This is a genomic window from Sphingomonas flavida (assembly GCF_036663655.1).
Lineage (GTDB): Bacteria > Pseudomonadota > Alphaproteobacteria > Sphingomonadales > Sphingomonadaceae > Sphingomonas.
On sequence record NZ_JAXOJH010000004.1, the window covers coordinates 206,586 to 231,095 of the forward strand.

Annotated in this window: 36 protein-coding genes; 6 read left to right on the forward strand and 30 right to left on the reverse strand. The window is 65.4% G+C overall.

Translation table 11 applies throughout. The features are described 5' to 3' along the window. Positions 1-332 precede the first annotated feature (332 nt). Positions 333-569: a hypothetical protein gene (locus tag U1703_RS06705; protein ID WP_332785083.1), complete on the forward strand. Its 237-nt coding sequence runs from the start codon at positions 333-335 to the stop codon at positions 567-569. Positions 570-662: 93 nt separating this feature from the next. Here U1703_RS06705 and U1703_RS06710 read toward each other — a convergent pair whose 3' ends face one another. Then, positions 663-1,070: an HIRAN domain-containing protein gene (locus U1703_RS06710; RefSeq protein ID WP_332785084.1), complete on the reverse strand. Its 408-nt coding sequence runs from the start codon at positions 1,068-1,070 to the stop codon at positions 663-665. 98 nt (positions 1,071-1,168) lie between these two features. On the opposite strand from U1703_RS06710, the gene U1703_RS06715 reads away from it, so the two are divergent. Further along, positions 1,169-3,025, forward strand: coding sequence for a M1 family metallopeptidase (locus tag U1703_RS06715; RefSeq protein ID WP_332785085.1), 1,857 nt, complete (start codon positions 1,169-1,171; stop codon positions 3,023-3,025). A gap of 207 nt (positions 3,026-3,232) precedes the next feature. After that, entirely contained in the window at positions 3,233-3,745 is a 513-nt protein-coding gene (locus U1703_RS06720; protein ID WP_320453512.1) for a CHAP domain-containing protein, read from the forward strand. Between the two features lie 169 nt (positions 3,746-3,914). Here U1703_RS06720 and msrB read toward each other — a convergent pair whose 3' ends face one another. From msrB to U1703_RS06735, 3 genes are all read right to left on the reverse strand, one after another. Next, complete coding sequence (gene msrB / locus U1703_RS06725; RefSeq protein WP_332785086.1) at positions 3,915-4,412, reverse strand: peptide-methionine (R)-S-oxide reductase MsrB; 498 nt, start codon at positions 4,410-4,412, stop codon at positions 3,915-3,917. A gap of 85 nt (positions 4,413-4,497) precedes the next feature. Further along, the gene (locus U1703_RS06730) at positions 4,498-5,724 is read right to left on the reverse strand and encodes an ABC transporter permease (protein WP_320453360.1); all 1,227 of its coding nucleotides are present in this window, start codon (positions 5,722-5,724) and stop codon (positions 4,498-4,500) included. Beyond that, positions 5,721-6,641, reverse strand: coding sequence for an ABC transporter ATP-binding protein (locus U1703_RS06735; RefSeq protein WP_332785140.1), 921 nt, complete (start codon positions 6,639-6,641; stop codon positions 5,721-5,723). Before U1703_RS06735 ends, U1703_RS06730 begins: the two co-directional genes overlap by 4 nt. Before the next feature lie 58 nt (positions 6,642-6,699). Here U1703_RS06735 and queG point away from each other — a divergent pair, with 58 nt between their 5' ends. Then, positions 6,700-7,749 (forward strand): tRNA epoxyqueuosine(34) reductase QueG, encoded by a 1,050-nt coding sequence (queG, locus tag U1703_RS06740; RefSeq protein WP_332785087.1) that lies wholly within the window; start codon positions 6,700-6,702, stop codon positions 7,747-7,749. Positions 7,750-7,881: 132 nt separating this feature from the next. Here queG and era read toward each other — a convergent pair whose 3' ends face one another. Further along, positions 7,882-8,778 carry a GTPase Era gene (era, locus tag U1703_RS06745; protein ID WP_320453358.1) on the reverse strand — a complete coding sequence of 299 codons (897 nt, stop codon included), beginning with the start codon at positions 8,776-8,778 and terminating at the stop codon, positions 7,882-7,884. 136 nt (positions 8,779-8,914) lie between these two features. Between era and U1703_RS06750 the strand changes: the two genes are divergently transcribed. Further along, entirely contained in the window at positions 8,915-9,133 is a 219-nt protein-coding gene (locus U1703_RS06750) for a hypothetical protein (RefSeq protein WP_320453357.1), read from the forward strand. A gap of 138 nt (positions 9,134-9,271) precedes the next feature. Here U1703_RS06750 and rnc read toward each other — a convergent pair whose 3' ends face one another. Both rnc and lepB read right to left on the reverse strand, forming a co-directional pair. Next, a complete protein-coding gene (rnc, locus tag U1703_RS06755; RefSeq protein WP_320453356.1) occupies positions 9,272-9,937 on the reverse strand; it encodes a ribonuclease III in 666 nt (221 codons plus the stop codon). Beyond that, positions 9,934-10,728 (reverse strand): signal peptidase I, encoded by a 795-nt coding sequence (gene lepB, locus U1703_RS06760; protein WP_332785088.1) that lies wholly within the window; start codon positions 10,726-10,728, stop codon positions 9,934-9,936. Before lepB ends, rnc begins: the two co-directional genes overlap by 4 nt. A 127-nt stretch (positions 10,729-10,855) precedes the next feature. Here lepB and U1703_RS06765 point away from each other — a divergent pair, with 127 nt between their 5' ends. After that, the gene (locus U1703_RS06765) at positions 10,856-11,461 is read left to right on the forward strand and encodes a DedA family protein (RefSeq protein WP_332785089.1); all 606 of its coding nucleotides are present in this window, start codon (positions 10,856-10,858) and stop codon (positions 11,459-11,461) included. 4 nt (positions 11,462-11,465) lie between these two features. On the opposite strand, the gene U1703_RS06770 is transcribed toward U1703_RS06765, so the two are convergent. The 23 genes from U1703_RS06770 to rplC form a co-directional block, all read right to left on the reverse strand. Beyond that, positions 11,466-12,344: a tyrosine recombinase XerC gene (locus U1703_RS06770; RefSeq protein WP_320453353.1), complete on the reverse strand. Its 879-nt coding sequence runs from the start codon at positions 12,342-12,344 to the stop codon at positions 11,466-11,468. Between the two features lie 361 nt (positions 12,345-12,705). Then, positions 12,706-13,353, reverse strand: coding sequence for an adenylate kinase (locus tag U1703_RS06775; protein WP_320453510.1), 648 nt, complete (start codon positions 13,351-13,353; stop codon positions 12,706-12,708). 44 nt (positions 13,354-13,397) lie between these two features. Then, a complete protein-coding gene (gene secY / locus U1703_RS06780) occupies positions 13,398-14,762 on the reverse strand; it encodes a preprotein translocase subunit SecY (RefSeq protein WP_320453352.1) in 1,365 nt (454 codons plus the stop codon). Between the two features lie 156 nt (positions 14,763-14,918). Then, a complete protein-coding gene (rplO, locus tag U1703_RS06785; RefSeq protein WP_332785090.1) occupies positions 14,919-15,449 on the reverse strand; it encodes a 50S ribosomal protein L15 in 531 nt (176 codons plus the stop codon). Between the two features lie 149 nt (positions 15,450-15,598). Continuing rightward, positions 15,599-15,775 (reverse strand): 50S ribosomal protein L30, encoded by a 177-nt coding sequence (gene rpmD / locus U1703_RS06790; RefSeq protein ID WP_307103004.1) that lies wholly within the window; start codon positions 15,773-15,775, stop codon positions 15,599-15,601. A 6-nt stretch (positions 15,776-15,781) separates the two neighbouring features. Further along, positions 15,782-16,501, reverse strand: coding sequence for a 30S ribosomal protein S5 (gene rpsE, locus U1703_RS06795; protein WP_320453350.1), 720 nt, complete (start codon positions 16,499-16,501; stop codon positions 15,782-15,784). 1 nt (position 16,502) lies between these two features. Continuing rightward, positions 16,503-16,859: a 50S ribosomal protein L18 gene (rplR, locus tag U1703_RS06800; RefSeq protein WP_056430739.1), complete on the reverse strand. Its 357-nt coding sequence runs from the start codon at positions 16,857-16,859 to the stop codon at positions 16,503-16,505. Further along, positions 16,859-17,392, reverse strand: coding sequence for a 50S ribosomal protein L6 (gene rplF / locus U1703_RS06805; RefSeq protein ID WP_320453349.1), 534 nt, complete (start codon positions 17,390-17,392; stop codon positions 16,859-16,861). The genes rplR and rplF overlap by 1 nt, the downstream gene beginning before the upstream one ends. Further along, on the reverse strand, positions 17,392-17,787 hold the full coding sequence (rpsH, locus tag U1703_RS06810) for a 30S ribosomal protein S8 (protein ID WP_320453348.1): 396 nt from the start codon (positions 17,785-17,787) through the stop codon (positions 17,392-17,394). The genes rplF and rpsH overlap by 1 nt, the downstream gene beginning before the upstream one ends. 12 nt (positions 17,788-17,799) lie before the next feature. Further along, complete coding sequence (gene rpsN, locus U1703_RS06815) at positions 17,800-18,105, reverse strand: 30S ribosomal protein S14 (RefSeq protein ID WP_042491166.1); 306 nt, start codon at positions 18,103-18,105, stop codon at positions 17,800-17,802. A gap of 57 nt (positions 18,106-18,162) precedes the next feature. Then, positions 18,163-18,744, reverse strand: a complete 582-nt coding sequence (gene rplE / locus U1703_RS06820) for a 50S ribosomal protein L5 (protein WP_058716513.1) — start codon at positions 18,742-18,744, stop codon at positions 18,163-18,165. Further along, on the reverse strand, positions 18,737-19,054 hold the full coding sequence (gene rplX, locus U1703_RS06825) for a 50S ribosomal protein L24 (protein ID WP_332785091.1): 318 nt from the start codon (positions 19,052-19,054) through the stop codon (positions 18,737-18,739). Before rplX ends, rplE begins: the two co-directional genes overlap by 8 nt. Then, positions 19,054-19,422 carry a 50S ribosomal protein L14 gene (rplN, locus tag U1703_RS06830; protein ID WP_007406105.1) on the reverse strand — a complete coding sequence of 123 codons (369 nt, stop codon included), beginning with the start codon at positions 19,420-19,422 and terminating at the stop codon, positions 19,054-19,056. Before rplN ends, rplX begins: the two co-directional genes overlap by 1 nt. A gap of 233 nt (positions 19,423-19,655) precedes the next feature. Continuing rightward, the gene (gene rpsQ, locus U1703_RS06835; RefSeq protein WP_294235109.1) at positions 19,656-19,928 is read right to left on the reverse strand and encodes a 30S ribosomal protein S17; all 273 of its coding nucleotides are present in this window, start codon (positions 19,926-19,928) and stop codon (positions 19,656-19,658) included. A 12-nt stretch (positions 19,929-19,940) separates the two neighbouring features. Continuing rightward, positions 19,941-20,141 (reverse strand): 50S ribosomal protein L29, encoded by a 201-nt coding sequence (gene rpmC, locus U1703_RS06840; RefSeq protein ID WP_267435509.1) that lies wholly within the window; start codon positions 20,139-20,141, stop codon positions 19,941-19,943. Then, positions 20,141-20,575 (reverse strand): 50S ribosomal protein L16, encoded by a 435-nt coding sequence (rplP, locus tag U1703_RS06845; RefSeq protein ID WP_007406071.1) that lies wholly within the window; start codon positions 20,573-20,575, stop codon positions 20,141-20,143. The genes rpmC and rplP overlap by 1 nt, the downstream gene beginning before the upstream one ends. 12 nt (positions 20,576-20,587) lie before the next feature. Continuing rightward, positions 20,588-21,298: a 30S ribosomal protein S3 gene (gene rpsC, locus U1703_RS06850; RefSeq protein WP_042491175.1), complete on the reverse strand. Its 711-nt coding sequence runs from the start codon at positions 21,296-21,298 to the stop codon at positions 20,588-20,590. Then, positions 21,298-21,675: a 50S ribosomal protein L22 gene (gene rplV, locus U1703_RS06855; RefSeq protein WP_230481236.1), complete on the reverse strand. Its 378-nt coding sequence runs from the start codon at positions 21,673-21,675 to the stop codon at positions 21,298-21,300. Before rplV ends, rpsC begins: the two co-directional genes overlap by 1 nt. After that, positions 21,675-21,953 (reverse strand): 30S ribosomal protein S19, encoded by a 279-nt coding sequence (rpsS, locus tag U1703_RS06860; RefSeq protein ID WP_320453345.1) that lies wholly within the window; start codon positions 21,951-21,953, stop codon positions 21,675-21,677. Before rpsS ends, rplV begins: the two co-directional genes overlap by 1 nt. Before the next feature lie 6 nt (positions 21,954-21,959). Continuing rightward, positions 21,960-22,811 carry a 50S ribosomal protein L2 gene (rplB, locus tag U1703_RS06865; protein ID WP_320453344.1) on the reverse strand — a complete coding sequence of 284 codons (852 nt, stop codon included), beginning with the start codon at positions 22,809-22,811 and terminating at the stop codon, positions 21,960-21,962. Positions 22,812-22,815: 4 nt separating this feature from the next. Beyond that, positions 22,816-23,127: a 50S ribosomal protein L23 gene (locus tag U1703_RS06870; RefSeq protein ID WP_320453343.1), complete on the reverse strand. Its 312-nt coding sequence runs from the start codon at positions 23,125-23,127 to the stop codon at positions 22,816-22,818. Next, positions 23,120-23,746, reverse strand: coding sequence for a 50S ribosomal protein L4 (gene rplD / locus U1703_RS06875; RefSeq protein ID WP_320453342.1), 627 nt, complete (start codon positions 23,744-23,746; stop codon positions 23,120-23,122). Before rplD ends, U1703_RS06870 begins: the two co-directional genes overlap by 8 nt. Positions 23,747-23,749: 3 nt before the next feature. Further along, on the reverse strand, positions 23,750-24,484 hold the full coding sequence (gene rplC / locus U1703_RS06880; protein WP_320453341.1) for a 50S ribosomal protein L3: 735 nt from the start codon (positions 24,482-24,484) through the stop codon (positions 23,750-23,752). Between the last annotated feature and the right edge of the window lie 26 nt (positions 24,485-24,510).

The window sequence follows — 24,510 nt, forward strand, 5'->3', positions numbered from 1 at the left end:
CCTTTTTCGCCGCGGGATTGATGGTCGTTAGCACGCTCGCCGCGATCGCGGGTGTGGCGGGCCTGGGCACGTTCCCGACCATCGCCCCCGCCGTTCGGCCTGTCGAAATGAACAGGCGCGATGCATCCAGGTGAGGTCGGGGCGGTCGGCCGATAGATACGGGCGCGGCTGCTGACGCATTGGTTAACACAATCCGACTGTGGCAAAATGTTCCCGGTCGCTTCAAAAAAAATGGTGCAGCGCAGGAACAAATTTACGAGCACGTGCGTATGCGCTAGTGGGACGACGAACAACGCCGCGTCTTGGCGGTCGTTCGCCATGGGAGAATGAGTATGATGAAGTTCCTGTCTGCCGTCGCCGCTACGGCTCTGGTTGCTGCTCCGGTTGCCGCTGCTCCGACCAACCCGGCTGCCAGCCTGTCGGTTTCGAAGTCGGTCCGCGCGTCGGCTCCGACCGCCAAGGGCAACAAGCTCGCCGGCGGTGGCATCCTGGCAGCGATCATCGCTGCTGGCGTCGTTGCCATCGGTGTTGTCGCGATCGTCAAGGACGACAACGCGGACAGCAACTGATCGTCGCGGGCGGGGGCCTCTCCCCGCCCGGACTTTCACCGCTCCGGCGGAGGGAAAGGGAGCCGATTTCGGCTCCCTTTTTTGTTGCCCCGTTCATGCGCCCCATTCGGGTCCATCGGGATCGGGATGAAAGTCTTCCTCCGGCGCGACCGGCTCCGATCGCGCCTCGACCATCTCCGGCAAGGTGGGCATACCTCCACCGAAGCGGACCCGGATATAGGCGACCGATCCCCTGATCCCCTGATGGATCGCCGTGACCGCGTCCCCGCGCCGGATCCGTGCGCCGACCATCGGCGCGCGCTCGGCCGAGAGATAACCGACCTGCACGTCGCGCGCGCTGAACACCGCGACCGCATTGGGATCGTGCCGATTGCGCGGTTCGAGACGCAGGCTGACCGGATCGCCTGCCGCCGACGCCAGCAGTTCGAACCGCCGATTGCTCCGCGCCCTGTCGTCGTTGGAAAAGTCTATCCCGACCACCGCCAATGTCATCTCGTCCATCTGCTCTAATTGGTGATGACGGCCGGGCCGTTCCAGAGCCCTCCCATTCGCCCGCAATCCGGCTATGGTGCAATCATCCTGTCCCATTCGGAGTGCCCATGTCCCTGGCTTCCCTGGCGATGCTGCTTGCCGCCCAATCCCCTGCGCCTGTCGTCGCACCGATCCTGACCAGCCCCGATGCGCGCGACGTACACAGCCATGCCCGTCCGCTGGAGGCGCGGGTCACGCATGTCTCGCTGAACCTCTATACCGATTTCGACACCCATGTAATGCGCGGGATCGCGACCCTGTCGGTCGATGCCAGGCCCGACGCCAAGCAGTTAGTCGTCGACGATAATGGTCTGCGCATCGTCACCGTGACCGACGCGCAGAACCGCCCCCTGCCCTATATGGTCGGTGCCGCCGACAAGGTGCATGGCGCGCCGCTGACCATCACGCTGAACGGCAATCGCACGGTCAAGATCGCCTATGCATCCGCGCCCGGTGCCAAGGCGCTGCAATGGCTGTCGCCCGAACAGACGGCGGGCAAGAAACAGCCCTATCTGTTCAGCCAGGGTGAGGCGATCCTCAACCGCAGCTGGATTCCGACCCAGGACTCCCCCGGCATCCGCCAGACCTGGGACGCGACCGTCAACGCCCCCTGCGCACTGACCGTCGTCATGAGTGGCGAGCGGACCGGCGAGACGCCCTGCGCGGATGGCCGCCACACCGCCAGCTATCGCATGGACAAAGCCGTAGCCCCCTATCTGATCGCGCTCGCCATCGGCGACCTGAAGTTCAAGCCGCTCAGCGCGCATACCGGCATCTGGACCGAGCCCGCCATGCTCGACAAATCGGCGTGGGAATTTGCCGGGCTCGACACGTTCGTGACCGCGGCCGAGGGGCTGTACGGCCCCTATCGCTGGGGCCGCTACGACGTGCTGGTCCTGCCGCCCAGCTTTCCGTTCGGCGGCATGGAAAACCCCATGCTCACCTTCGCCACGCCGACCGTCCTGGCGGGCGACCGCAGTCTCGTCAGCCTGATCGCGCATGAACTGGCGCATAGCTGGTCGGGCAACCTCGTCACCAATGCGACCTGGGACGATTTCTGGCTCAACGAAGGCTTTACCAGCTATTTCGAGAACCGGATCATGGAGTCGATGTACGGCAAGCGCCGCGCCGCGATGGAGGCCGATCTCGCCTGGACGGACATGCAGAACGCGGTGAAGGAAGCCGGTGGTCCGCAGTCCCCCGACACCAAGCTGCACCTCGATCTGGATGCGAAGCGCGATCCCGACGACGGCATGACGCAGATCGCCTATGACAAGGGCGCGACGTTCCTGCGCACGATAGAATCGGTCGTCGGCCGCGCCCGCTGGGACGCTTACCTGCGCGGCTATTTCGATCGTCACGCCTTCCAACCGCAGACCAGCGCGGGCTTCCTGGCCGACCTGCGCAAGAATTTGCTGAAACCTGGCGAGGAGGCGAGGATCGGCGTCGACCAATGGGTCTATCAGCCCGGCATCCCCGCCAATGCGGTCCATATCCGCTCCGACGCCTTCCCCGCGATCGATGCGGCGGCCAAGGCGTTCGCCGCCGGTGGCCCCGTCTCGGCAGTGCCGGACAAGGTGACGACGCAGGAATATGTCCGCTTCCTCGACCAGCTGCCCCGCCAGTTGTCCGCCGAACGCTTAGCCACACTCGACGGGCGGTTCCATTGGAACGAGACGGGCAATAGCGAGATCCGCTTCGCCTGGCTGCGCCTGGCGCTCGCCAATCGCTATCCGCCCGCCGAAGCGTCGGCCGAGCAATTCCTGACATCGCAGGGACGCCGCAAGTTCGTCGCGCCGCTATTCCAGCAGCTTCAGGGACAGGGCGAATGGGGCCAGGCGCTGGCCAGGCGAATCTATGACAAGGCGCGGCCCGGCTATCATTCGGTGACGCAGGTAACGGTGGATCGCCTGCTCGGACGATAAGCCGAGCCCTGTCGGCGGCGAAACGAGGAACGAAAAACTCGTTTCGCCGCCGATTTTTCGGGTCACCGCCGCCGCAACACCGTTCACCGGATATGGTTCCCGGCCACCTTTCCATCTCGTTTAGCCCCGGTTAATCGACACTCACACCGACATTCCGACCGGGGGGTCACCGTGAAGTTCAAGGCATTTGCAGTGCGATTCGCGCTGATGGCATCGTGCGGCCTGATGATGGCCGCTCCCGCTGCCGCCCAGTTCTGGCAGTGCGCACCCTATGCCCGCGAAGTCTCGGGCATCGATCTTCACGGCAACGCCAACACCTGGTGGGGCCAGGCCGAGGGTCGATACGAGCGTGGCCACACCCCACAGGAAGGCTCGGTCCTCGCCTTCGACGCCACCCACCGGATGCGCGTCGGCCATGTCGCGATGGTCAGCAAGGTCGTCAGCGACCGCGAAGTGCTCCTGACCCACGCCAACTGGTCGCGCCGCGGCGGTATCGAGCGCGACGTCCGCGCCGTCGACGTCTCGCCGAACAACGACTGGTCGATGGTCAAGGTCTGGTACGGTCCCAATGGCGGCCTGGGCACTTCGGCCTATCCGACCAAGGGTTTCATCTATTCGGGCCACAAGAGCGGCGTCGCCGACCTGCCCGCCACCCAGATCGCCTCGCGCGACAGCGGCCGCGTCTCGGGCGTCCTGACCTTCGCAGCGCCGATCCAGTAAGTTTCGCGTTTTTCCCGGCGGGATCGAGAGCGCCCAGCCCATAGCGCGGAACGTGCGCTTCGACTTCGCTCAGCGTGAACGACGGTTCGGACTGGCGGCAAACGATGCCGCTCCGCCCATAATCCCCAAACTCCGTTCAGCCTGAGCGTAGTCGAAGGCCACGAAAAACCTACCCGCCCGCCCGGAACGTCATCGCCACGCCGTTCATGCAGTAGCGCTTGCCCGTCGGCTTGGGCCCATCGTCGAAGACATGGCCGAGATGCCCGCCACAGCGGCTGCAATGCACCTCAACCCGCTCCATCATCAACGAACGGTCACTATGCGTGCCCACCGCACGGGGCAGCGGTGCCCAGAAGCTGGGCCAGCCGGTGCCGCTCTCGAACTTGGTCTTGGACGAAAACAGCGGTTGCGCGCAGCCCTTGCACGCGAAGATGCCGCTGCGATGCTCGCTGTTGAGCGGGCTGGAATAGGGTCGCTCGGTCGCTTCCTTGCGCAGGACATCATAGGCCGCCGGGCCGAGCTTCGCCTTCCATGCCGCATCGCTCATCGCAATGGGAAAGCGCTCCGCCGCTTCCGCCTCACGCCCGCAGGCGGACAGCCCCGCGCCCAGGGCACCAAGCCCCATCAGCGAGAGAAAAGCGCGGCGATCGGAAGGCGATGCGGTCATAGGTGGAAGATAGGAAGGCCATGCCAGCCAGATAAGGCCCCAACTCTCAATCCTCCCCAAGCAAGGCTTGGGGAGGAATAGCGTGTTACGCCCCCTTGCGCCGCCAGAAGGGCCGTGTGCTCCCCGATTGCAGCACCCCGCGCCGGAACAGCCGCGCGCCCAGCGTCACGAACAGCGCCACCCACAACGCCTGCCAGGCCAGCGCCACCGCATGGGGCCACAAGGTATCGCTGGCCGCCGCCACCCCCGCCATCGCAAAGGGCGACGAGAGCGGGAATATCTCGGCCACCAGCGCCAGCCAGCTACCCGGCTGCGACAGGCCGCTCAGGGTCAGGGTAAACATGCCCACCTGCACGATGGTGATGGGCAGCGAGAGCATCTGGATCTCCCGCATTGTCGAGGCCTGTGCACCGATCGTCAGGAACACCGAGCCGAGCAACAGATAGGCCATGGTGAAATAGGTGACGAACAACACGGTGAACATCGGCAGGCCGATGGCGGGCGACAATTCGCCGACCATCCCGGCAAAGGCGGGCGGCAGCACGCTCGTCACCTGGCCAAGCACCGTGCCCCAGAAACCAATGAACAGCACCGCGACGCCGAACATGCCGAGCAGCTTGCCCAGGAACACCGCCTCCAGCGGTACGGCGGCGGCCAGCACCTCGATCACCTTGTTCGACCGTTCCTCCGCCATGGTGCCGACGACCTGCCCCGCCAGGAACAGGGTCAGGAAGAACACGCCGAACACCGCCAGGAAGGCGGTCTGGTTCTGCCCGCCCAGCGTCGCCCGCTGGCGCGAGAAAGACAGTTTCTGCGGCGTGACCTTGGGCAAAGCCCCGCCCAGCCGTTCGGCCGACAGCGCATCACCGGCCAGCACCACCAGATAATCCGCCGCACGGGCACCCCGTGCGCCGTAGAGGATGGTCGGTCGATCGAGCGGACCATAAAGGACGGCGGTCGCGTCATAATCACGCGATTCGAACGCCGCCCGCGCCTGTGCCGCCGGATCGCGCGACGGGGCCAGGGTCACCAGCTCCGGCGGTTCCTCGTCGCGGCGAAAGATGGTGCGGGCCTCGCGATCGGCGGCGACGAAGGCGGTGGCCGCCGTGCCCGGCACGATCGCGACGATCCGCACCCGGTCGGTGCCATGGTCCGCCGCCTGCGCCGCGCCCATCGCGCCAATGGTGCTGAACGCCACCATGATCAGCGGCGCGAACAGGAACAACAGGAAGATCGGGGTGAAGACGGTGGCGATGAAATCGCGGCGCGCGATCGTCATGGTCTGACGTATCAGACGGCGGGTCGGGCTCATGCCGCGATCTCCTGCTGCGGCTGTTCGCCGACGATACGGACAAAGGCTTCGTGCAGGCTGGGCCGCTCGATCGACAGGTTCAGGATGCCCGCTCCCGCCGCCAGCAAGCGACCGAGCACCGGCTCGATCCCCTCGTCGGGCATCGGGAAACGCCAGTCCCCACCCTCGCGCACCGCATCGGCGGGCAGCAGTTCGGGCGTCACCCGGTCCGGGTCGCGCGGCCGATAGCGCACGCGGGCGGTCAACGTGCCGCGCGCCTCGTCCACCGTCCCCTCGAACCGGCGGCGTCCCCCGGCGATGATGGCCAGCCGGTCGCACAGACGTTCGGCATGGGCCATGACATGGGTGGAGAACAGGATCGTCGCCCCCCGGTCGCGCTCGCCCAGGATCAGCGCCTCGAGCCGTTCCTGGTTGACCGGGTCGAGCCCGGAAAAAGGCTCGTCCAGCACCAGCAGCTTCGGCCGATGCACGACCGAGCCGAGCAGTTGGACGAGCTGCGCCATGCCCTTGGACAATTTGCGGATCTTGCTGTCGGCGGCATGGCCGAGCCCGGCCTGTTCGAGCAGTTCGCCCGCGCGGACCCGCCCGGTCTTCCAGTCGAGACCACGCAGCGAGCCCATGAAGGCGATCGCCTCGCGCGCCTTCATCGCCGGATAGAGACCGCGCTCCTCGGGCAGATAGCCGACCAGATCGCTGGCATCGCGGGGATGGGCATAACCCAGCAGGCTGCGTTGCCCCTCGTCCGGCTCGATGATGCCCAGCAGCATCCGCAATGTCGTCGTCTTGCCCGCACCATTGGGGCCGAGAACCCCGTACACCGCGCCCGCGGGCACCGCGATATCCACGCCGTCGACGACGCGCCGGTCTCCGAATCGCTTGGCGAGGCCCGAGGCGCTGACCGCCCAGCGATGATCCACTCGCCCGTTATGATCCACGCGATTGTCCCTCCCTAATCCCCTGTGGTAGCGGGCGGATGTGGCGCAAGACAAGCTGGAAACCCGGATCAAGGCGAAGGCGGCCGAACTGGGCTTTGCCGCGGTCGGCATCACCCATGCCGATGCCGCGCCCAAGACGACCGCGCGGCTCCACCAATGGCTGGCCGAGGGGCGGCACGGATCGATGATCTGGATGGCCGACCGCGCGCACCAGCGGCAGAGCCCGGCAAGTCTCTGGCCCGAGGTGAAGAGCATCATCTCGCTGGGGGTCAGCTATGCGCCCGCGGAGGATCCGATGCGGCTGGCCGATCACGGGCGGATCGGCCGCATCTCGGTCTATGCGCAGGGGGCGGATTATCATGACGTCGTGAAGCGTCAGCTCAAGGCGCTGGGGCGCTGGCTGGCGCAGGAAGCGGGGTGCGACCTCAAGGTCTTCGTCGATACCGCGCCGGTCATGGAAAAGCCGCTGGCCGAGGCGGCGGGACTGGGCTGGCAGGGCAAGCACACCAATCTGGTCAGCCGCGACCATGGCAGCTGGCTGTTCCTGGGGGCGATCTATACCACGCTGGAGCTGGAACCCGATGCCGTGGCGCGCGACACCTGCGGCCGGTGCGATGCGTGCCAGCGGGCCTGCCCGACCGATGCGTTTCCCGCGCCCTATCAACTGGATGCGCGGCGGTGCATCTCATACCTGACGATCGAACATGCGGGGCCCATTCCGGAGGAGTTCCGGGTGGCCATCGGCAACCGCATCTATGGCTGCGACGATTGCCTGGCGGTGTGCCCCTGGAACAAGTTCGCGGCCGCCGCGCAGGCGAACATGGCGTTCCATCCCCGTGCCGAGCTGACCGCGCCGGAGCTGGGGGATTTGCTGTCGCTCGACGATGCGACGTTTCGACAGGTGTTTTCGGGGTCGCCGATCAAGCGGATCGGGCGGAACCGCATGATGCGCAATGCGGCGATCGCGGCGGGGAATAGCGGGGCGGCGGAGTTGGTGCCGGTGTTGCGCGGGTTGCTGGGTGACCCGGATCCGGTGGTGGTGGAGGCGGTGGAGTGGGCTTTGGGGCGGCTGGGCGGGATGGTCGCCTAGTCCCGGCCCTCCCGCAGGCGAGTTTCAGGTCGGTCATGCCCCCGGCATGACCTAAACGATGCGGGGCATCGTTTACCTGAAACTGGGATGGGGGAGGGCCCCGGTGTCTCACCGAGCACCACCCCCAAAACATCAATCCACCCAATCCAACCCGATATCCTTGTAGACCGAGCGATCCTCGTCCCAGCCCGGCTTCACCTTCACATGCAGGTACAGGTGAACCTTGTGCCCCAGCAGTTCGGACAGCTGCGCCCGCGCGCGCGCGCCGATCTCCTTGATCCGCACGCCGTTCTTGCCCAGCACGATGGCGCGCTGGGTCGGGCGTTCGACCAGTATCTGCTGGTGGATCTCGACCGATCCGTCCTCGCGTTCCTTGTAGGATTCCGTCTCGACCGCGCTGGCATAGGGCAGCTCGGCATGGAGCTGGAGATAGAGCTGCTCGCGCGTCACCTCGGCGGCGAGCGCGCGTTCGGTGGCGTCGGACACCTGGTCCTCGGGATAATGCCACGGCCCCACGGGCATCAGCTTGGCGAAATGCGCCTTCAGCTCGGGTAGGCCATCGCCGGTCTGGGCCGAGACGAACCAGGTCTCGTCGAACTTCACGACCTCGTTCAGCTTTTCGGCATGGGTCAGCAGCCGCGCCTTGTCGGCGATGTCGACCTTGTTGAGGATCAGGTATTTGGGTTCGGGCCGATGTGCGATCGACTGGGCGATGGCGGTGATCTTGGGACCGATCCCGCCCTTGCCGTCGACGACCAGCGCCAGGATGTCGGCACCCTCCGCGCCTTCCCACGCGGCGGCGACCATCGCGCGGTCCAGGCGGCGCTTGGGCTCGAAGATGCCCGGCGTGTCGACCAGCAGGATCTGGGCATCCCCCTCGATCGCGACACCGAGCAGCTTGGCCCGGGTCGTCTGCGCCTTCGGGCTGACGATCGCGACCTTCTGGCCGACCAGTGCATTGACGAGGGTGGATTTGCCGGCATTGGGCGCGCCGACGACGGCCACAAGGCCGCAACGTTGTTCAGTCATGGCGACCAGCGGTACAGGTCCTGCCCCCTTCCCGCAACGGCCAGCCAACATGGACACAATGTAATGGTCCGATCACGGAACGGCCAAGCCCGGGCGCGCATTTTTCATCCACGATATCCGAGCAAGGAGAGATGCCATGAAGACCCTTCTCACCGCATTGTCGGCGGCTGCGCTGTTGACGGTTGCCGGCCCGGCCTCGGCCAAGGGCTGCCTGAAGGGTGCGGCGGTCGGCGGCGTCGGCGGACATTTCGTCGGCAAGGGCCATGCGGTGCTGGGCGCAGCCGCGGGCTGTGCGATCGGCCACCACCGGGCCAAGGCGCAGGCCAAGAAGGAAGCGGCCGCCGCCAAGCGCTGATCCCGGGTTCGGCCTGAGCGGGGCGAGGCTTTCCCTTGGCCTTCGACTCCGCTCAGGCCGAACGGCCGTTGTCATAGCCGTCCAATCCTACCCCCGTTCAGGCTGCGCGAAGTCGAAGCCCACGCCCAGCCCCTTCCCTCAGGCCTTCAACTTCACCAGCAACGCCTTGGCAGCCGCCGTCTCGGCCTCCTGCTTGTTGGCCCCCGACGCACTTGCCTCCGCCGTCCGCCCGATCCGTACCGTCACGGTAAAGCGCGGCGCGTGATGCGGCCCCGAACGATCGGTCACCACATATTCCGGTGCCTTGCGATTGTGCGCGGCGGCCCATTCCTGAAGCGCGGACTTGGGATGTTGCGGCGCCTTACCCTGCGCGTGCACCCGGTCACCCCAGGCCTTGCGGATGAAGGTGCGTGCAGCGTCCAGCCCCGCCTCGCGATACCAGGCCCCGATCAGCGCCTCCATCACGTCGCCCAGCACATTGTCGCTGTCCGACGCGCCGTCGTCACGCGCCTGCTTGCCCAGGCGCAGATGATCGCGCACGCCCAGGTCGCGCGCGACATCGGCGCACACCGCACCGGTCACCAACGTGTTGAGACGGCGCGACAACTGCCCCTCGGGCTCGGCCGGGAACTGTTCCCACAGCCATTCGGCCATGACGAGGCCGAGCACCCGGTCACCCAGAAATTCCAGCCGCTCGTAATTCTCGGCCGCCTGGCTGCCATGGGTCAGCGCGCGGTGGAACGGCGTCGGGTCGCCGGGCGCACGGCCGAACACGCCTGCCAGCCACGTGTCGACCGGGCTCAAAACCCTTCTCCGATCCGGTTCCAGCGCGCGGCGGACACCCAGGTCCACGGCTTGATCCACTCCGCCGACCCATCGGTTGAGAAGAAGGTGATCGCGGCACGTCCCTCCAGCCGGTTCATCGGGATCATGCCCATGCCCTCCGGCGGCGCGAAGCGGCTGTCGGCCGAGTCGTCGCGATTGTCGCCCATCAGGAAGACATGCCCTGCGGGCACGGTGTACAGTACCGTGTCGTCGCGATCGGGGAAATTGCCCTGGTCCAGAACCTCATACGCCTTGCCGTTCGGCAGCGTCTCGCGGAACCGGGGATAGCGGCACACGGGCTTGCCATCGACCGTGTCGACGAACGGCCCGCATTCCTTGAAACCGAAATTCGGCGTCAGCGGCAGGACGAAATCGGCGATCCGCTGCTTGGGAATCGGGCGGCCGTTCAGGATGACCTGGCCGTTCGTCACCTGGATGGTATCGCCGGGCAGGCCGATCACGCGCTTGATGACGTCATGATCGTCCGGTCCGGGCGAGCGGAACACCACCACGTCCCCGCGCGTCGGGTCGCGCCCCAGGATACGGCCCGGCAACAGCGGGACGCCGAACGGCAGCGACCAGCGCGAATAGCCGTAATTCCACTTCGTCACGAACAGATAGTCGCCGATCAACAGACGCGGCAGCATCGATTCCGACGGGATGACGAACGACGTCACGATGAAGCTGCGCAGGATGAAGACGAACAGCGCCAGCTTCAGGAAGAAGCGCAGCGTGTCCTTTGTCTCCGACTTTGGGGAGGTATCGGCCATGCCCAGCGGGTTCGCGCAAAGCGGCACCCGCCGTCAAGGGGCGCGACATGCCAACCAGCCCTTTCGTCGTCGCCCAAGCGGGGTTAGGGGAACCGCCCTTCCCCCTTATCGGTACATCCCTGCACGCATGACCGATTTCATCGTGAACCTGATCGCCTGGGGCGGCTATTTCGGCATCTTCCTCCTGATGGCGCTGGAAAACATCGTCCCTCCCATTCCGTCCGAGGTCATCATGGGCCTGGGCGGCATGGCCGTCGCGCGTGGACAGATGGAGATGGTGCCGCTGATCCTGTGGGGCACGGCGGGCACGACGGCGGGCAATTACGCCTGGTACGCGGTCGGGCGCTATATCGGTTACGAGCGGTTCCGGCCCTTCATCGACAAGCATGGCCGCTGGCTGACGATGGAGTGGCGCGATGTCGAGCGGCTGCACCTGTTCTTCGTCCGGCATGGCGGGTGGGTCGTCTTCGTCTTCCGCTTCATGCCCGCCTTCCGCACGTTGATCTCTCTCCCCGCCGGGATCACCCGGATGCCGCTGGCCAGGTTCCTGATCTGGACCTTTGCGGGAAGCACCATCTGGAACGTGATCCTGGCCTATGCCGGGCTGTGGCTGGGCGCCAATTTCGAAGCGATCAACCGGTATGTCGGCCCGGCGGCCATCGTCATGACGGTGGCGATCGTGATCGGTTACCTATGGCGCGTGATCCGCTGGAAGCCGCACGGCGAGCGATAACGCGTCACGCCCGTGGATGCGCAGTCCGGTACACGTCGAGCAGATGCGCGGCATCGACCGCCGTATAGATTTGCGTCGAGCTCAGGCTGGCATGGCCGAGCAGTTCCTGAAGCTGGCGCAGGTCCGCCCCGCGCCCCAGCAAATGCGTGGCGAAGCTGTGCCGCAGCGCATGGGGCGTGGTCCGCCCGCCCAGCCCCAGCCGCTCCCGCGCACCCTGCACCGCACGCCGGATGATCGCGGGCGACAGCGGCCCGCCCTTCGCTCCCCGGAACAGCGGCTCGTCGGACGGCAGCGGATAGGGCGTCTGCGCCGCATAGGCCTCGATCGCCGCGCGCAATTCGGGGAGCAGCGGCACGATCCGCGTCTTGCCCCGCTTGCCGGTCACCCGGATCGTCTCGCCCAGCGGCATGATATCGGCGTGCAGCGCCACCGCCTCGCCGATGCGCAGGCCCGCGCCATAGAGCAGCAGCAACACCGCCCAGTCTCGCGCCGCGATCCACGGTTCGGCGGCCGCCTCCGCCACCTCTTCGCCCAGCGCCATGATGTCGGCGGGCGACTGGGGACGCGGGATGCTGCGCTTGCGACGGGGCCCTTTCAGCGCGGGCGGCTCGACCCCGGTCCAATGGAGGAAGGTCCGCACCGCCGACAACTCGCGTGCGGCCGAGGCAGCGGCCAGCCCCTCCCCCCGACGCCGCGCCAGATAAGCGCGCAGGTCGGCGGCCGTGATCCGCGCCAGCGCGGCCTGATCCACCGCCTGCCCCCAATGCTCGCTCAGGAAACCGCACAACCGCTCGGCCGTCGTGACATAAGCCCGGACGGTATGGTCCGACCTTCGCAGGTCGACGGTGAGGTGGCGGTAATAGTCGGCGATCAGGGCGGTCATGCCAGCGGTCTAGGCGACGCAAGGGCCGAGCGCGAGAGGCAGCGCTTGTCGATTACCCGAACCGCGCCAAAGGCTGTCACGTGGCCTTCGACTTCGGTCAGGCTGAACGGAGCGACGGAAAGATCAACGCACCCCCTCGAGCAAGTCCAACACCCGCCGCAGTCCGCTCCCCTCCCGCAGGCGGGAGGGGCTGGGGGAGGGAAAGATGTCTCACCGAGACCAGCGCTCGTCGAACTCCCCATTTTTCCCGGACATGACCATAACCCGCGAAGGCACTCAGGCGAAAAACGGTCAGCAGCCCCAACGAAAAAGGGGCGCTGCCGCCCGGCAACGCCCCTCCCGTCATCCGGAAAGCCCCGGATCAGCGATCCAGGATCGAATCGATCTCGGCACCCACCGCGTCCATAGCCGCCATGCCGTCGACCCGCGTCACGATGCCGCGCGCTTCATAGATCGGCAGGATCGGCGCGGTCTTGGCGCGATATTCGGCCATGCGCGTCCGCACCGTCTCGGCATTGTCGTCGGGACGCCGCTTGAACTCGGTCGAGCCGCAGACGTCACAGACGCCCTCGACCTGGGTCGGCTTGAAGCTGTCATGATAGCCGGCACCGCACGACGCACAGGTGAAGCGGCCGGTGATGCGTTCGACCAGCGCCTCTTCGTCGACCGCCAGTTCGATCACATGATCCAGCGACTTGCCACGCTCGGCCAGCAGCACGTCCAGCGCTTCGGCCTGGGCCGCGGTACGGGGATAGCCGTCGAAGATCGCGCCGCCTTCCGCATCCGCCTGGTCCAGCCGCTCGCCGATCAGCGCAGAGACGATGGCGTCCGACACCAGCTCGCCCGCGTCCATCACCGCCTTGGCCTGGAGCCCGACGGGGCTGCCCGCCTTGACCGCCGCGCGCAGCATGTCGCCGGTCGACAGCTGCACCATGCCGCGATTGGCCACCAGCCGCTGCGCCTGGGTTCCCTTGCCCGCGCCCGGCGGACCCAGCAGGATGATGTTCACGCCCACGTCACTCTCCCCTCTTTACCCTGTAATCCGCCCGCGCCTCAGCGCAGGCGACCGCCCTTCAGCTTCGCCTTCTTGATCAGATCGCCATATTGATGCGCCAGCAAATGGCTCTGGATCTGGGTTACCGTGTCCATCGTCACGTTGACGACGATCAGCAGGCTGGTGCCGCCCAGGTAGAAGGGGATCTGAAGCGCCGAGACCAGATATTCCGGCAACAGACAGATGATCGTCAGATAGCCGGCGCCGATGACCGTGATACGGGTCAGCACATAATCCAGATAGGTCTCGGTGTTCTTGCCCGGACGGATGCCGGGGATGAAGCCGCCATAGCGCTTTAGATTGTCCGCCGTCTCTTCCGGGTTGAAGACAACCGCGGTGTAGAAGAACGAGAAGAAGATGATGCCCGCGCCGTAGAGCAGCATGTACACGGGGCTGCCGTGCTGCAGATACTGGTTCAGGCTGATGATGAAGTCGCCCCAGCGGCTCTCGCCCGCCACGCGCTGTCCGGCGAACTGCGAGATGGTCAGCGGCATCAGCAACAGCGACGAGGCGAAGATCGGAGGGATCACGCCCGCGGTGTTGATCTTCAGCGGCAGGTGGCTGCGATCGGCCTGCATGCCCCGCTGCGTCGCACGCTTGGGATACTGGATCAGGATGCGGCGCTGGGCGCGCTCCATGAAGCAGATGAACAGGACGAGGACGACGACCGCCAGAATGATCAGGATCAGGCGCATCGGGTCGATGCTGCCCGACCGGCCGCCTTCCAGCAGGTTGATCAGCGTGGTCGGCAGGTGGGCGACGATGCCCGCCATGATGATGAGCGACACGCCGTTGCCGATGCCGCGGCTGGTGATCTGCTCACCCAGCCACATCAGGAACATCGTACCGCCGATCAGCGAGATGACCGCCGCGATGCGGAAGGTCATGCCCGGTTCGATCACCGCCTGGATGCCCTGGCTGGCACCCAGCGTCTCGAGGCCCGCGGCGATGAAATATCCCTGGATCGCGGTCAGCAACACCGTGCCGTAGCGAGTATACTGGTTCAGCTTCTTGCGACCGCTCTCGCCTTCCTTCTTGATGGCGGCGAGCTGCGGGCTGAGCGAGGTCGCGAGCTGCACGACGATCGACGCCGTGATGTACGGCATCACGCCAAGCGCGATCAGCGACATGCGGCTGAGCGAACCGCCCGAGAAGGTATTGAAGAAGTCGAGCACGCCGCCCGTGGTCTTCTGGCTCAGCAGGCCCAGCGCGGTCGGGTCGACGCCCGGCAGCGGAACATAGCTGAGCAGGCGGAAGACGATCAGCGCGCCGATCGTGAACCACAGCCGCTTCTTGAGGTCGGTGGCCTTGGCGAATTTCGCCAGGCTGATGCTTTGCGCCATCTGGTCGGCTGCGGATGCCATAGCTGTTGCGTTATCCTGGAAACGAAAAACGGCGGGATGCGTTTTTAACCGCCCCGCCGCTCATATAGGCGCGAAGACGCGCTTGTCTAACCCGGATGAAAAATCCGCCGCTGTCGTCATGGCGTTTTGCCCGCGACAGCGGCGGAATTATCCGATTCAGGCCTTGGCGGCGAGCTTCGCGGCGCGGGTCTTGCCCTTCTTCGCAGCGGCCTTCTCGGCGGCGGGCACGACGTGCGGCACGTCGACCGAACCACCGGTCTTCTCCACGGCTTCGCGTGCCGAAGCCGACACGCCCTGCACGACGAACGACAGCTTGGCGGTCAGCTCACCCTTGCCGAGCAGACGAACGCCGTCCTTGCCGCCACGGGCCAGGCCGGCGGCCTTCAGCGCGGCGTGGTCGATCGTGCCCTCGGCCTTCAGCTTGCCCGAGTCGATCGCCTTCTGGATCGCGCCCAGGTTCACCTCGGCATAGTCCTTGGCGAAGATGTTGTTGAAGCCACGCTTCGGCAGGCGCATGTGGAGCGGCATCTGACCGCCCTCGAAGCCCGCGATGGACACGCCTTCACGGCTCTTCTGGCCCTTGACGCCGCGACCACCGGTCTTGCCCTTGCCCGAACCGATACCACGACCGACGCGGATCTTGGACTTGCGGGCACCCTGGTTGTCGAAAAGTTCGTTCAGCTTCATGATTTGCACTCGCTTTCGCTTGTTTCGCGCATGGCCGTCACTCCGCAGAATCACGACCGCTGGATAAAAGGAAGGGGGCCGCATAGCCCCCTTCCCCGTGTTTGTCACTCTTCAATGTGACGGATGTGAGTCTGTCGTGACGACAGGGCTCAGTCCACCACCTGAACCATGTGCTGCACCTTGCGGATCATACCGCGGACTTCAGGGCTGTCCTGAAGCTCGGCGACCTTGTGCATCTTGTTCAGGCCCAGGCCGACGAGGGTCGCGCGCTGGTCCTTGGTACGGCGGATCGGCGAACCGGTCTGCTTGATCTTGATGGTAGCCATGGTCGCTTACTCCACGACGGCCGCGGCTTCCGCCTCGGCAGTCTGCTGGGTGGCACCGTGACCGCGACCCAGAAGGTCGGCGATCTTCTTGCCACGACGCTGCGCCACCGCCTTCGGCGAGGACTGGTCGCCCAGCGCTTCGAAAGTGGCACGGATCATGTTGTACGGGTTCGAGGTGCCGACCGACTTGGTCACCACGTCGGCAACGCCGAGCGACTCGAAGATCGCACGCATCGGACCGCCGGCGATGATGCCGGTGCCCTGCGGCGCCGAACGCAGCGTCACGCGACCCGCACCGAAATGGCCGTTGCCATCATGATGCAGCGTGCGACCGTCCTTCAGCGGAACGCGGACCATCGCCTTCTTGGCGGCGGCCGTCGCCTTCGAGATGGCTTCCGGCACTTCGCGTGCCTTGCCATGACCGAAGCCCGCACGTCCCTTGCCATCACCGACCACGACGAGCGCGGCGAAGCCGAAACGCTTACCACCCTTCACGGTCTTCGAGACGCGGTTGATGTGGACGAGCTTTTCGATCAGCTCTTCGCCCTGCTCCTCGGTGCCACCGCGACGATCGTCGCGACGACCACGGTTGCCGTCACGGCCACCGCGGCCGCGATCACCGCCGCCCGGACCACGGCCACGGCCGCCCCGGGGACCACGACCCTGGGTCGCGTCCTGCGCGGCGCCTTCGGCACCGGCAACGGCTACGTTGTTCTCGTCAGCCATATTAGAACTCCAATCCCGCTTCGCGTGCCGCCTCGGCCAGCGCCTTGACGCGACCGTGGAACAGGAAGCCGCCACGGTCGAAAACGACCTGCGTGACGCCGGCGGCCTTGGCCATCTCGGCCACGCGCTTGCCGACTTCGGTCGCTGCTGCGACGTTCGCGCCCGACTGGCCGCGTGCGTCCTTTTCCAGCGTCGAGGCCGAAGCCACGGTACGACCTGCCTCGTCGTCGATCACCTGGGCATAGATGTGCTTGCCCGAGCGATGCACCGACAGGCGCGGACGGGTGCCCGCACGCGCACGCAGCGCGGTACGGTTGCGCCGACGGCGCTTCTCGAAAAGAGAGAGACCCTTGGTCATTACTTCTTCTTCCCTTCCTTGCGGAAGATGAACTCGCCGTCGTACTTGATGCCCTTGCCCTTATACGGCTCGGGCTTGCGCCAGCGGCGGATCTCGGCGGCCAGCTGGCCGACCTTCTGCTTGTCCGCGCCGCTGATTTCGACGGTGGTGGCGTCCGGCGTCTTCACCTCGATGCCTTCCGGCACCTCGATGTTGACGTCGTGGCTGTAGCCGAGCTGCAGCTTCAGGTTCTTGCCCTGGGCCGCGGCGCGGTAGCCGACGCCGGTGATGACCAGCTTCTTCGAGAAGCCCGCGGTCACGCCGGTGACGAGGTTCTGCACCATGGTGCGCTGCATGCCCCAGAACGCGCGAGCGCGCTTCGTGGCGTTGGCAGGCTGCACCGCAATGGCGTCCGACTGGACGTCATAGGTGATCTCGTCGGCGAGCGGCATGGTCAGGGTACCCTTGGGACCCTTCACGCTCAGCACCTTGTCGGCGATGGTTGCGGTGACGCCGGCCGGAACCGGGACCGCCTTCTTACCGATGCGGCTCATCAGAACACCTCCGCCAGGACTTCGCCGCCGACATTCTGCTCGCGCGCTTCGGCGTCCGACAGAACGCCACGCGGCGTCGACACGATGGTGATGCCCAGGCCGTTGCGAACGCGCGGAAGCTCCTGCGCGCCCGAATAGATACGGCGGCCAGGCTTCGAGATGCGCGCAACATGCTTGATCGCAGGCTGGCCCTCGAAATACTTCAGCTCGATGCGGATGCCGGCCGCGGGGCCCATCTGCTCTTCGCTGTAACCACGGATATAGCCTTCGCGCTGAAGCACGTCGAGCACGCGGACGCGCAGCTTCGACGCAGGCGTCAGGACGGAGTCCTTGCGCGCGCGCTGGCCGTTGCGGATGCGGGTGAGCAAGTCACCCAGGGGATCGGTCACTGCCATCTCAAATGGTCCTTACCAGCTCGACTTCGTGACGCCGGGGATCTGGCCCTTGTTGGCCAGTTCACGCAGCATGACGCGAGCGAGACGGAACTTGCGGTAATACGCACGCGGACGACCGGTGATCTCGCAGCGATTGCGGATACGGGTCGGGTTGCCGTTACGGGGGATCTCGGCCATCTTCAGGCGCGCGATCAGACGCTCGGTCTCATCGAGGCTCTGGTCGTTCGCGATCGCCTTCAGCTTCGCGTACTTGCCCGCATACTTCTTGACGAGAGCACGACGCTTCTCGTTCTTATTGATTGAACTCAGTTTCGCCATGGACTTAAGCTCTTTCTGTAAGGACCCCCTCCCCGGCGTGGAGAGGGGGCAGTCCGGTTACGCTGCCTTCTTCTCGTCGGCAGCGTCTTCCTTGGGGAACGGGAAGCCGAACAGACGCAGCAGCTCGCGCGCTTCGTCGTCGGTCTTCGCCGAGGTGGTCACGATCACATCCATGCCGCGCACCTTGTCGATGCGGTCATAGTTGATTTCGGGGAAGATGATCTGTTCCTTGATGCCGCAGGCATAGTTGCCGCGACCGTCGAAGGACTTCGGGTTCAGGCCGCGAAAGTCGCGAACGCGCGGCAGCGCGATCGTGATGAAGCGATCCAGAAACTCGTACATGCGCTCGCGACGCAGCGTGACCTTCACACCGATCGGCATGCCTTCACGCAGCTTGAACTGCGCGATCGACTTCTTCGCCTTGGTGATGACGGGCTTCTGACCCGCGATCAGCTCCATCTCGGAAGCAGCCTGGTCGACGCGCTTCTTGTCCTGCGTCGCTTCGCCCACGCCCATGTTGAGCACGATCTTCTCGATCCGGGGGATCTCGTTGACGTTCTTGTAACCGAACTTCTCGGTCATCGCCTTGATGATGCTATCCTCGTAGATAGCCTTCATGCGGGGCTTGTAATCAGCCATCGATCTTCTCCCCGGTCTTGACGGCCACGCGGACCTTCTTGCCATCCTGCATCTCGAAACGAACGCGGGTCGGCTTGCCATCGGCGGTCACGTGCGCAACCTTCGAGACGTGCAGCGGCGCTGCCGTACGCTCCAGGCCACCCTGCGGGTTCGCCTGGGTCGGCTTGCGGTGACGGGTCGCGACGTTGATGCCGTCGACGACGACCTTGCCGTCCTTGGGCATCGACACCGACACGGTGCCGGTCTTGCCCTTGTCCTTGCCGGACAGGACGATGACGCGATCGCCCTTCTTGATCTTGGCGGCGGCCATTACAGCACCTCCGGAGCCAGCGAGATGATCTTCATGTGCTTCTTGCCGCGAAGCTCACGCACGACCGGGCCAAAGATACGGGTGCCGATCGGCTCCTCGTTCTTGTTGACCAGCACGGCGGCGTTACCGTCGAAACGGATCACCGAACCGTCGGCACGACGGATGTCCTTGGCGGTACGCACGATCACCGCGCGGTGAACGTCGCCCTTCTTCACGCGGCCACGAGGCTGCGCTTCCTTGACGCTGACGACGATGATATCGCCGACCGATGCGGTACGGCGCTTCGAGCCGCCCAGCACCTTGATGCACTGCACCCGCTTCGCGCCGCTGTTGTCCGCGACGTCGAGATTGGACTGCATCTGGATCATGGATCCGCTTCCTTCTCTCTTCTGGGGTGGATACCGACCCGACCCCGCCTTAAAAAACGACCCCCGGCGCGGAGGACCGCGCCAGGGGGAGAGGCCCCATAGCCACTCCTGGTGCGAAAGGCAAGCGAGTCGCCATGCCCTTCGACCAATCCGCTCATTTGCCCCGAAGGGCAGCCTTCAATCCGAACCCCGCCCCTCCGTAGCGAAGGGGCGGGGTCGAAGATCAGAGGCTTTTAGCCTTCGGCCGAGGCCCGCTCGGGCGTCAGGTGGGTATCGACCCGCTCGACGACCTTCCAGGTCTTCAGCTTCGAGATCGGGGCGGTCTCTTCGATCCGCACCGTCTCACCGGCCTTGTACTCGTTCGCCTCGTCATGGGCGTGGTACTTCTTCGACCGACGGATGATCTTGCCGTAGAGGGGGTGCTTAACCTTCCGCTCCACATTGACGACGACCGTCTTGTCGGTCTTGTCCGAGACAATCACCCCGGTCAGCACGCGCTTGGGCATGTGTCTCGGTCCTTACTTGGCAGCCGCAGCGGAGCGCTGCGCCTGAATGGTCTTGATCCGTGCGATGTCGCGACGGACTTCCTTGACCCGGCTGGGCTTTTCGAGCTGGCTAGTGGCCGCCTGGAAGCGCAGGTTGAACTGCTCACGCTTCAGGTTGCCCAGCGCCTCGACGAGCTGGTCGTCGCTCTGGCCGGTATATTCAGTCTTGGCCATTACTCGCCTCCGAGGTGCGAGGTGTCACCCAGACGGGCGACGACCTTGGTCTTGATGGGCAGCTTCATCGCTGCGCGCTCGAATGCCTCGGCGGCCAGCGGGCCGTCGACACCGTCGAGTTCGAACAGGATGCGACCCGGCTTCACACGGGCGGCCCAGAATTCCGGCGAACCCTTACCCGAGCCCATGCGGACTTCGGCAGGCTTCGACGAGACGGGCACGTCCGGGAAGATGCGGATCCAGAGACGACCCTGGCGCTTGATGTGACGCGTGATCGCGCGGCGAGCCGCCTCGATCTGGCGAGCGGTGATCCGCTCCGGCTCCATGGCCTTAAGGCCATAGGAACCGAAGTTCAGGCTCGTGCCGCCCTTCGCATCGCCGTGGATGCGGCCCTTGAAGGCCTTGCGGAACTTGGTGCGCTTTGGTTGCAGCATGTTCTATGTTCCTTAGCGGCGATGATCGTCGCGCGCCGGGCGCACGCCGGAGGTCTGGGCCTCCATCATCAGCCGGTCCTGCGCCATGGGGTCATGGCCCAGGATCTCGCCCTTGAAGATCCACACCTTCACGCCGCACACGCCATAAGCGGTGTGCGCCTGCGCTTCGGCATAGTCGACGTTCGCACGCAGCGTGTGCAACGGAACGCGGCCTTCACGATACCATTCGGTACGCGCGATTTCCGCGCCGCCCAGACGGCCGCCGCAGGTGATGCGGATGCCTTCCGCGCCCAGGCGGAGAGCCGACTGCACCGCACGCTTCATGGCGCGACGGAATGCGATACGACGCTCGAGCTGGTCGGCGACGCCCTGTGCGACGAGCTTGGCGTCGATTTCGGGCTTGCGGATCTCGACGATGTTCAGCGACACGTCGGACGAGGTCATCGCGCCAAGCTTCTTGCGAAGCTTCTCGATGTCGGCGCCCTTCTTGCCGATGATCACGCCCGGACGCGCCGCGAAGATCGAGATGCGGCACAGCTTGGCCGGACGCTCGATGACGACCTTCGAGATCGCGGCCTGGGGCAGCGTCTTCATGATGAACTGGCGGATCTTCAGATCCTCCAGCAGCAGGCGGCCATAGTCATGGCCTTCGGCGAACCAGCGGCTGTCCCAGGTACGGTTGATCTGGAGACGCAGGCCGATCGGATTGCTCTTCTGACCCATTATGCTTCTTCCTGCTCGCGGACGACGATGCGGAGCCGAGAAAACGGCTTCAGGATGCGGGTCGACTTGCCACGACCGCGCGTCGCGAAACGCTTCATCGTGATCGACTTGCCGACCGACGCCTCGGCGACGACGAGGGCGTCGACGTCGAGGTTGTGGTTGTTCTCGGCATTGGCGATCGCCGAGGCGAGCACCTTGCGCGCGTCGACGGCCATCGCCTTCGTCGAGAAGGCGAGGATGTTCATCGCGTCGCCGACCTTCTTGCCGCGGATCAGGCCCGCGACCAGGTTCAGCTTCTGCGCCGAACCGCGGATCTGCGTGCCGACCGACAGCGCTTCCTTGTCACCGACCTTGCGGGGGGATGCGGGCTTGGACATCAGCGCTTACCCTTCTTGTCGGCAGCGTGGCCGGGGAAGTAGCGCGTGGGCGCGAATTCACCGAGCTTCATGCCGACCATGTCCTCGTTCACCGAGACGGGAACGAACTTGCGACCGTTGTAGACGTTGAAGGTCAGGCCGACGAACGACGGCAGGATGGTCGAGCGGCGCGACCAGGTCTTGATCGGACCTGCGCGGCTGCCGGCGTCCTGAGCCACTTCGGCCTTCTTCAGGAGATGGAGGTCCACGAAAGGACCCTTCCAAACGGAACGAGCCATTGCGTGTTAGCCCTTCTTCTTGGCGTGACGGCTACGGATGATCATCTTGTCCGTCGCCTTGTTGTGACGAGTGCGTGCACCCTTGGTCGGCTTGCCCCACGGGGTGACCGGATGACGGCCGCCCGAGGTCCGGCCTTCACCACCGCCGTGCGGGTGGTCGACCGGGTTCTTCGCCACACCGCGGGTAAGCGGACGATGGCCCTTCCAGCGGTTGCGACCAGCCTTCGCCAGGTTGGTGTTGCCGTTGTCGGGGTTCGACACGGCACCGACCGTCGCCATGCAGTTGGCATGGATGTAGCGCTGCTCGCCCGAGTTCAGGCGGACGATGACCATGCCCTTGTCGCGGCCCACGACCTGCACATAGGTGCCGGCCGAACGTGCGATCTGACCGCCCTTGCCGGGCTTCATCTCGACGTTGTGGACGATGGTACCGACGGGCATCTGGCCCAGCTCCATCGCGTTGCCCGGCTTCACGTCGGTCTTCTTGCCCGCGATGACCTTGTCACCGACGGCCAGACGCTGCGGCGCGATGATGTAGGCAACGTTGTCCTTGCCTTCGGCATCGGCGCCGTAGTTGATCAGCGCGATGAAGGCGGTGCGGTTGGGATCATATTCGATCCGCTCCACGGTGCCCTCGACGTCCCACTGGCGACGCTTGAAGTCGATGAAACGATAGCGCTGCTTGTGGCCGCCCGCGATACCGCGGCTGGTCACATGGCCCTTGTTGTTGCGGCCACCGGTCTTGCGCTTGCCTTCGGTGAGGGCCTTGACGGGCCCACCCTTCCACAGCGCCGAACGGTCGACGAGGATCAGGCCGCGGCGGGCCGGGCTCGTCGGGTTATAATGCTTGAGTGCCATCGCCTCAGACCCCCGTCGTCACGTCAATGGACTGACCGTCCTTGAGGGTGACGATCGCCTTCTTCATATCCGAACGCTGATAGGGCGCACCCTTCCAACGCTTCGTCTTGCCCTTCTGGACGATCGTGTTCACGCCGGTGACGTTCACGTCGAACAGAGCCTCGACGGCCGCCTTGATCTCGGGCTTGGTAGCGCCCGAAGCGACCTTGAACACCACGGCGTTGTGCTCGCTGAGGAGCGTCGCCTTCTCGGTGATGTGCGGCGCCACGATCACGTCGTAATGACGCGGATCGATCGCCTTCTGCTGCTTAGCCATGGAAACGGGCCTCCAGCTTTTCGACAGCCGAGCGCGTCAGCACCAGGGTGTCATGCTTCAGAATGTCGTAGACATTGGCGCCAGCGGCCGGAAGGATGTTGATTTCCTTCAGGTTGCCTGCGGCCAGTGCGAACGACGTCTCGACGGCGTCGCCATCGATGACCAGCGCGGTCTTGCCGAAGCCGAGCTTCACCAGATCGCCCTGCAGCGTCTTCGTCTTGTTACCAGCGACCGCCAGATCGTTCATCACGATCAGCGAACCGGCCTTGGCATGGCTCGACAGCGCCATCTTCAGACCCAGGGCACGAACCTTCTTGTTCAGACCCGGATTGAAGTCGCGGACGCGGGCGCCGTGCGCCTTACCACCGCCGATGAAGACGGGGGCCCGACGATCGCCGTGACGAGCGACACCGCCGCCCTTCTGGCGACCGAGCTTCTTGCCCGAACGCGCGACATCGGCGCGCTCACGGGTGCCGCGCGCGGTCGCGCGACGCTTTTCCAGCTGCCAGGTCACTACGCGGTGCAGGATGTCGGCGCGCGGATCGAGGCCGAAGACCTCGTCGTTGAGCTCGATATCCGCCGCATCGGTGCCGGCGAAGGATTGAACCTTGACCTTCACGACTTAGCCCTCCTGGCTCTCGGTGGCTTCCGGAGCAGGCTCGGCAGAAGCATTGTTGTTGGCGGCCGCCTTGATGCTGGCGGGGAACGGGGCGTCCGCATGGCGCGAAACCTTGACCGCGTCCTTGACGATCAGCCAGCCACCCTTCGAGCCGGGCACCGAGCCCTTGACGAAGATCAGGCCGCGCTCGACGTCGGTCGACACGATTTCCAGGTTCTGCTGCGTGCGGTTCTTGTCACCCATGTGACCGGCCATCTTCTTGTTCTTGAAGACGCGGCCCGGATCCTGACGGTTACCGGTCGAACCATGCGAACGGTGCGAGACCGAGACGCCGTGGGTCGCGCGCAGACCACCGAAGTTCCAGCGCTTCATCGCACCGGCAAAGCCCTTACCCTGGGTACGACCCTGGATATCGACATACTGGCCGGGGACGAAGTGGTCGGCGGAGATTTCCGCGCCGACGTCCAGCAGGCCGTCTTCGTTCACGCGGAACTCGACCATCACCTGCTTGGGCTCGACTTCGGCCTTGCCGAAGTGGCCACGCTGCGGCTTGGCAACATTCTTGGTCTTGGCGACACCTGCACCAAGCTGGACGGCGGTATAGCCGTCACGATCCATCTCGCGGCGAGCGACGACCTGTACGCCTTCAAGCGCCAGGACGGTGACCGGCACGTGCCGACCATCGTCCTGGAACAGGCGGGTCATCCCCAGCTTCTTCGCGATCACGCCGGTACGCATGATCCTGTTCCTTCCTCGACAGAGGC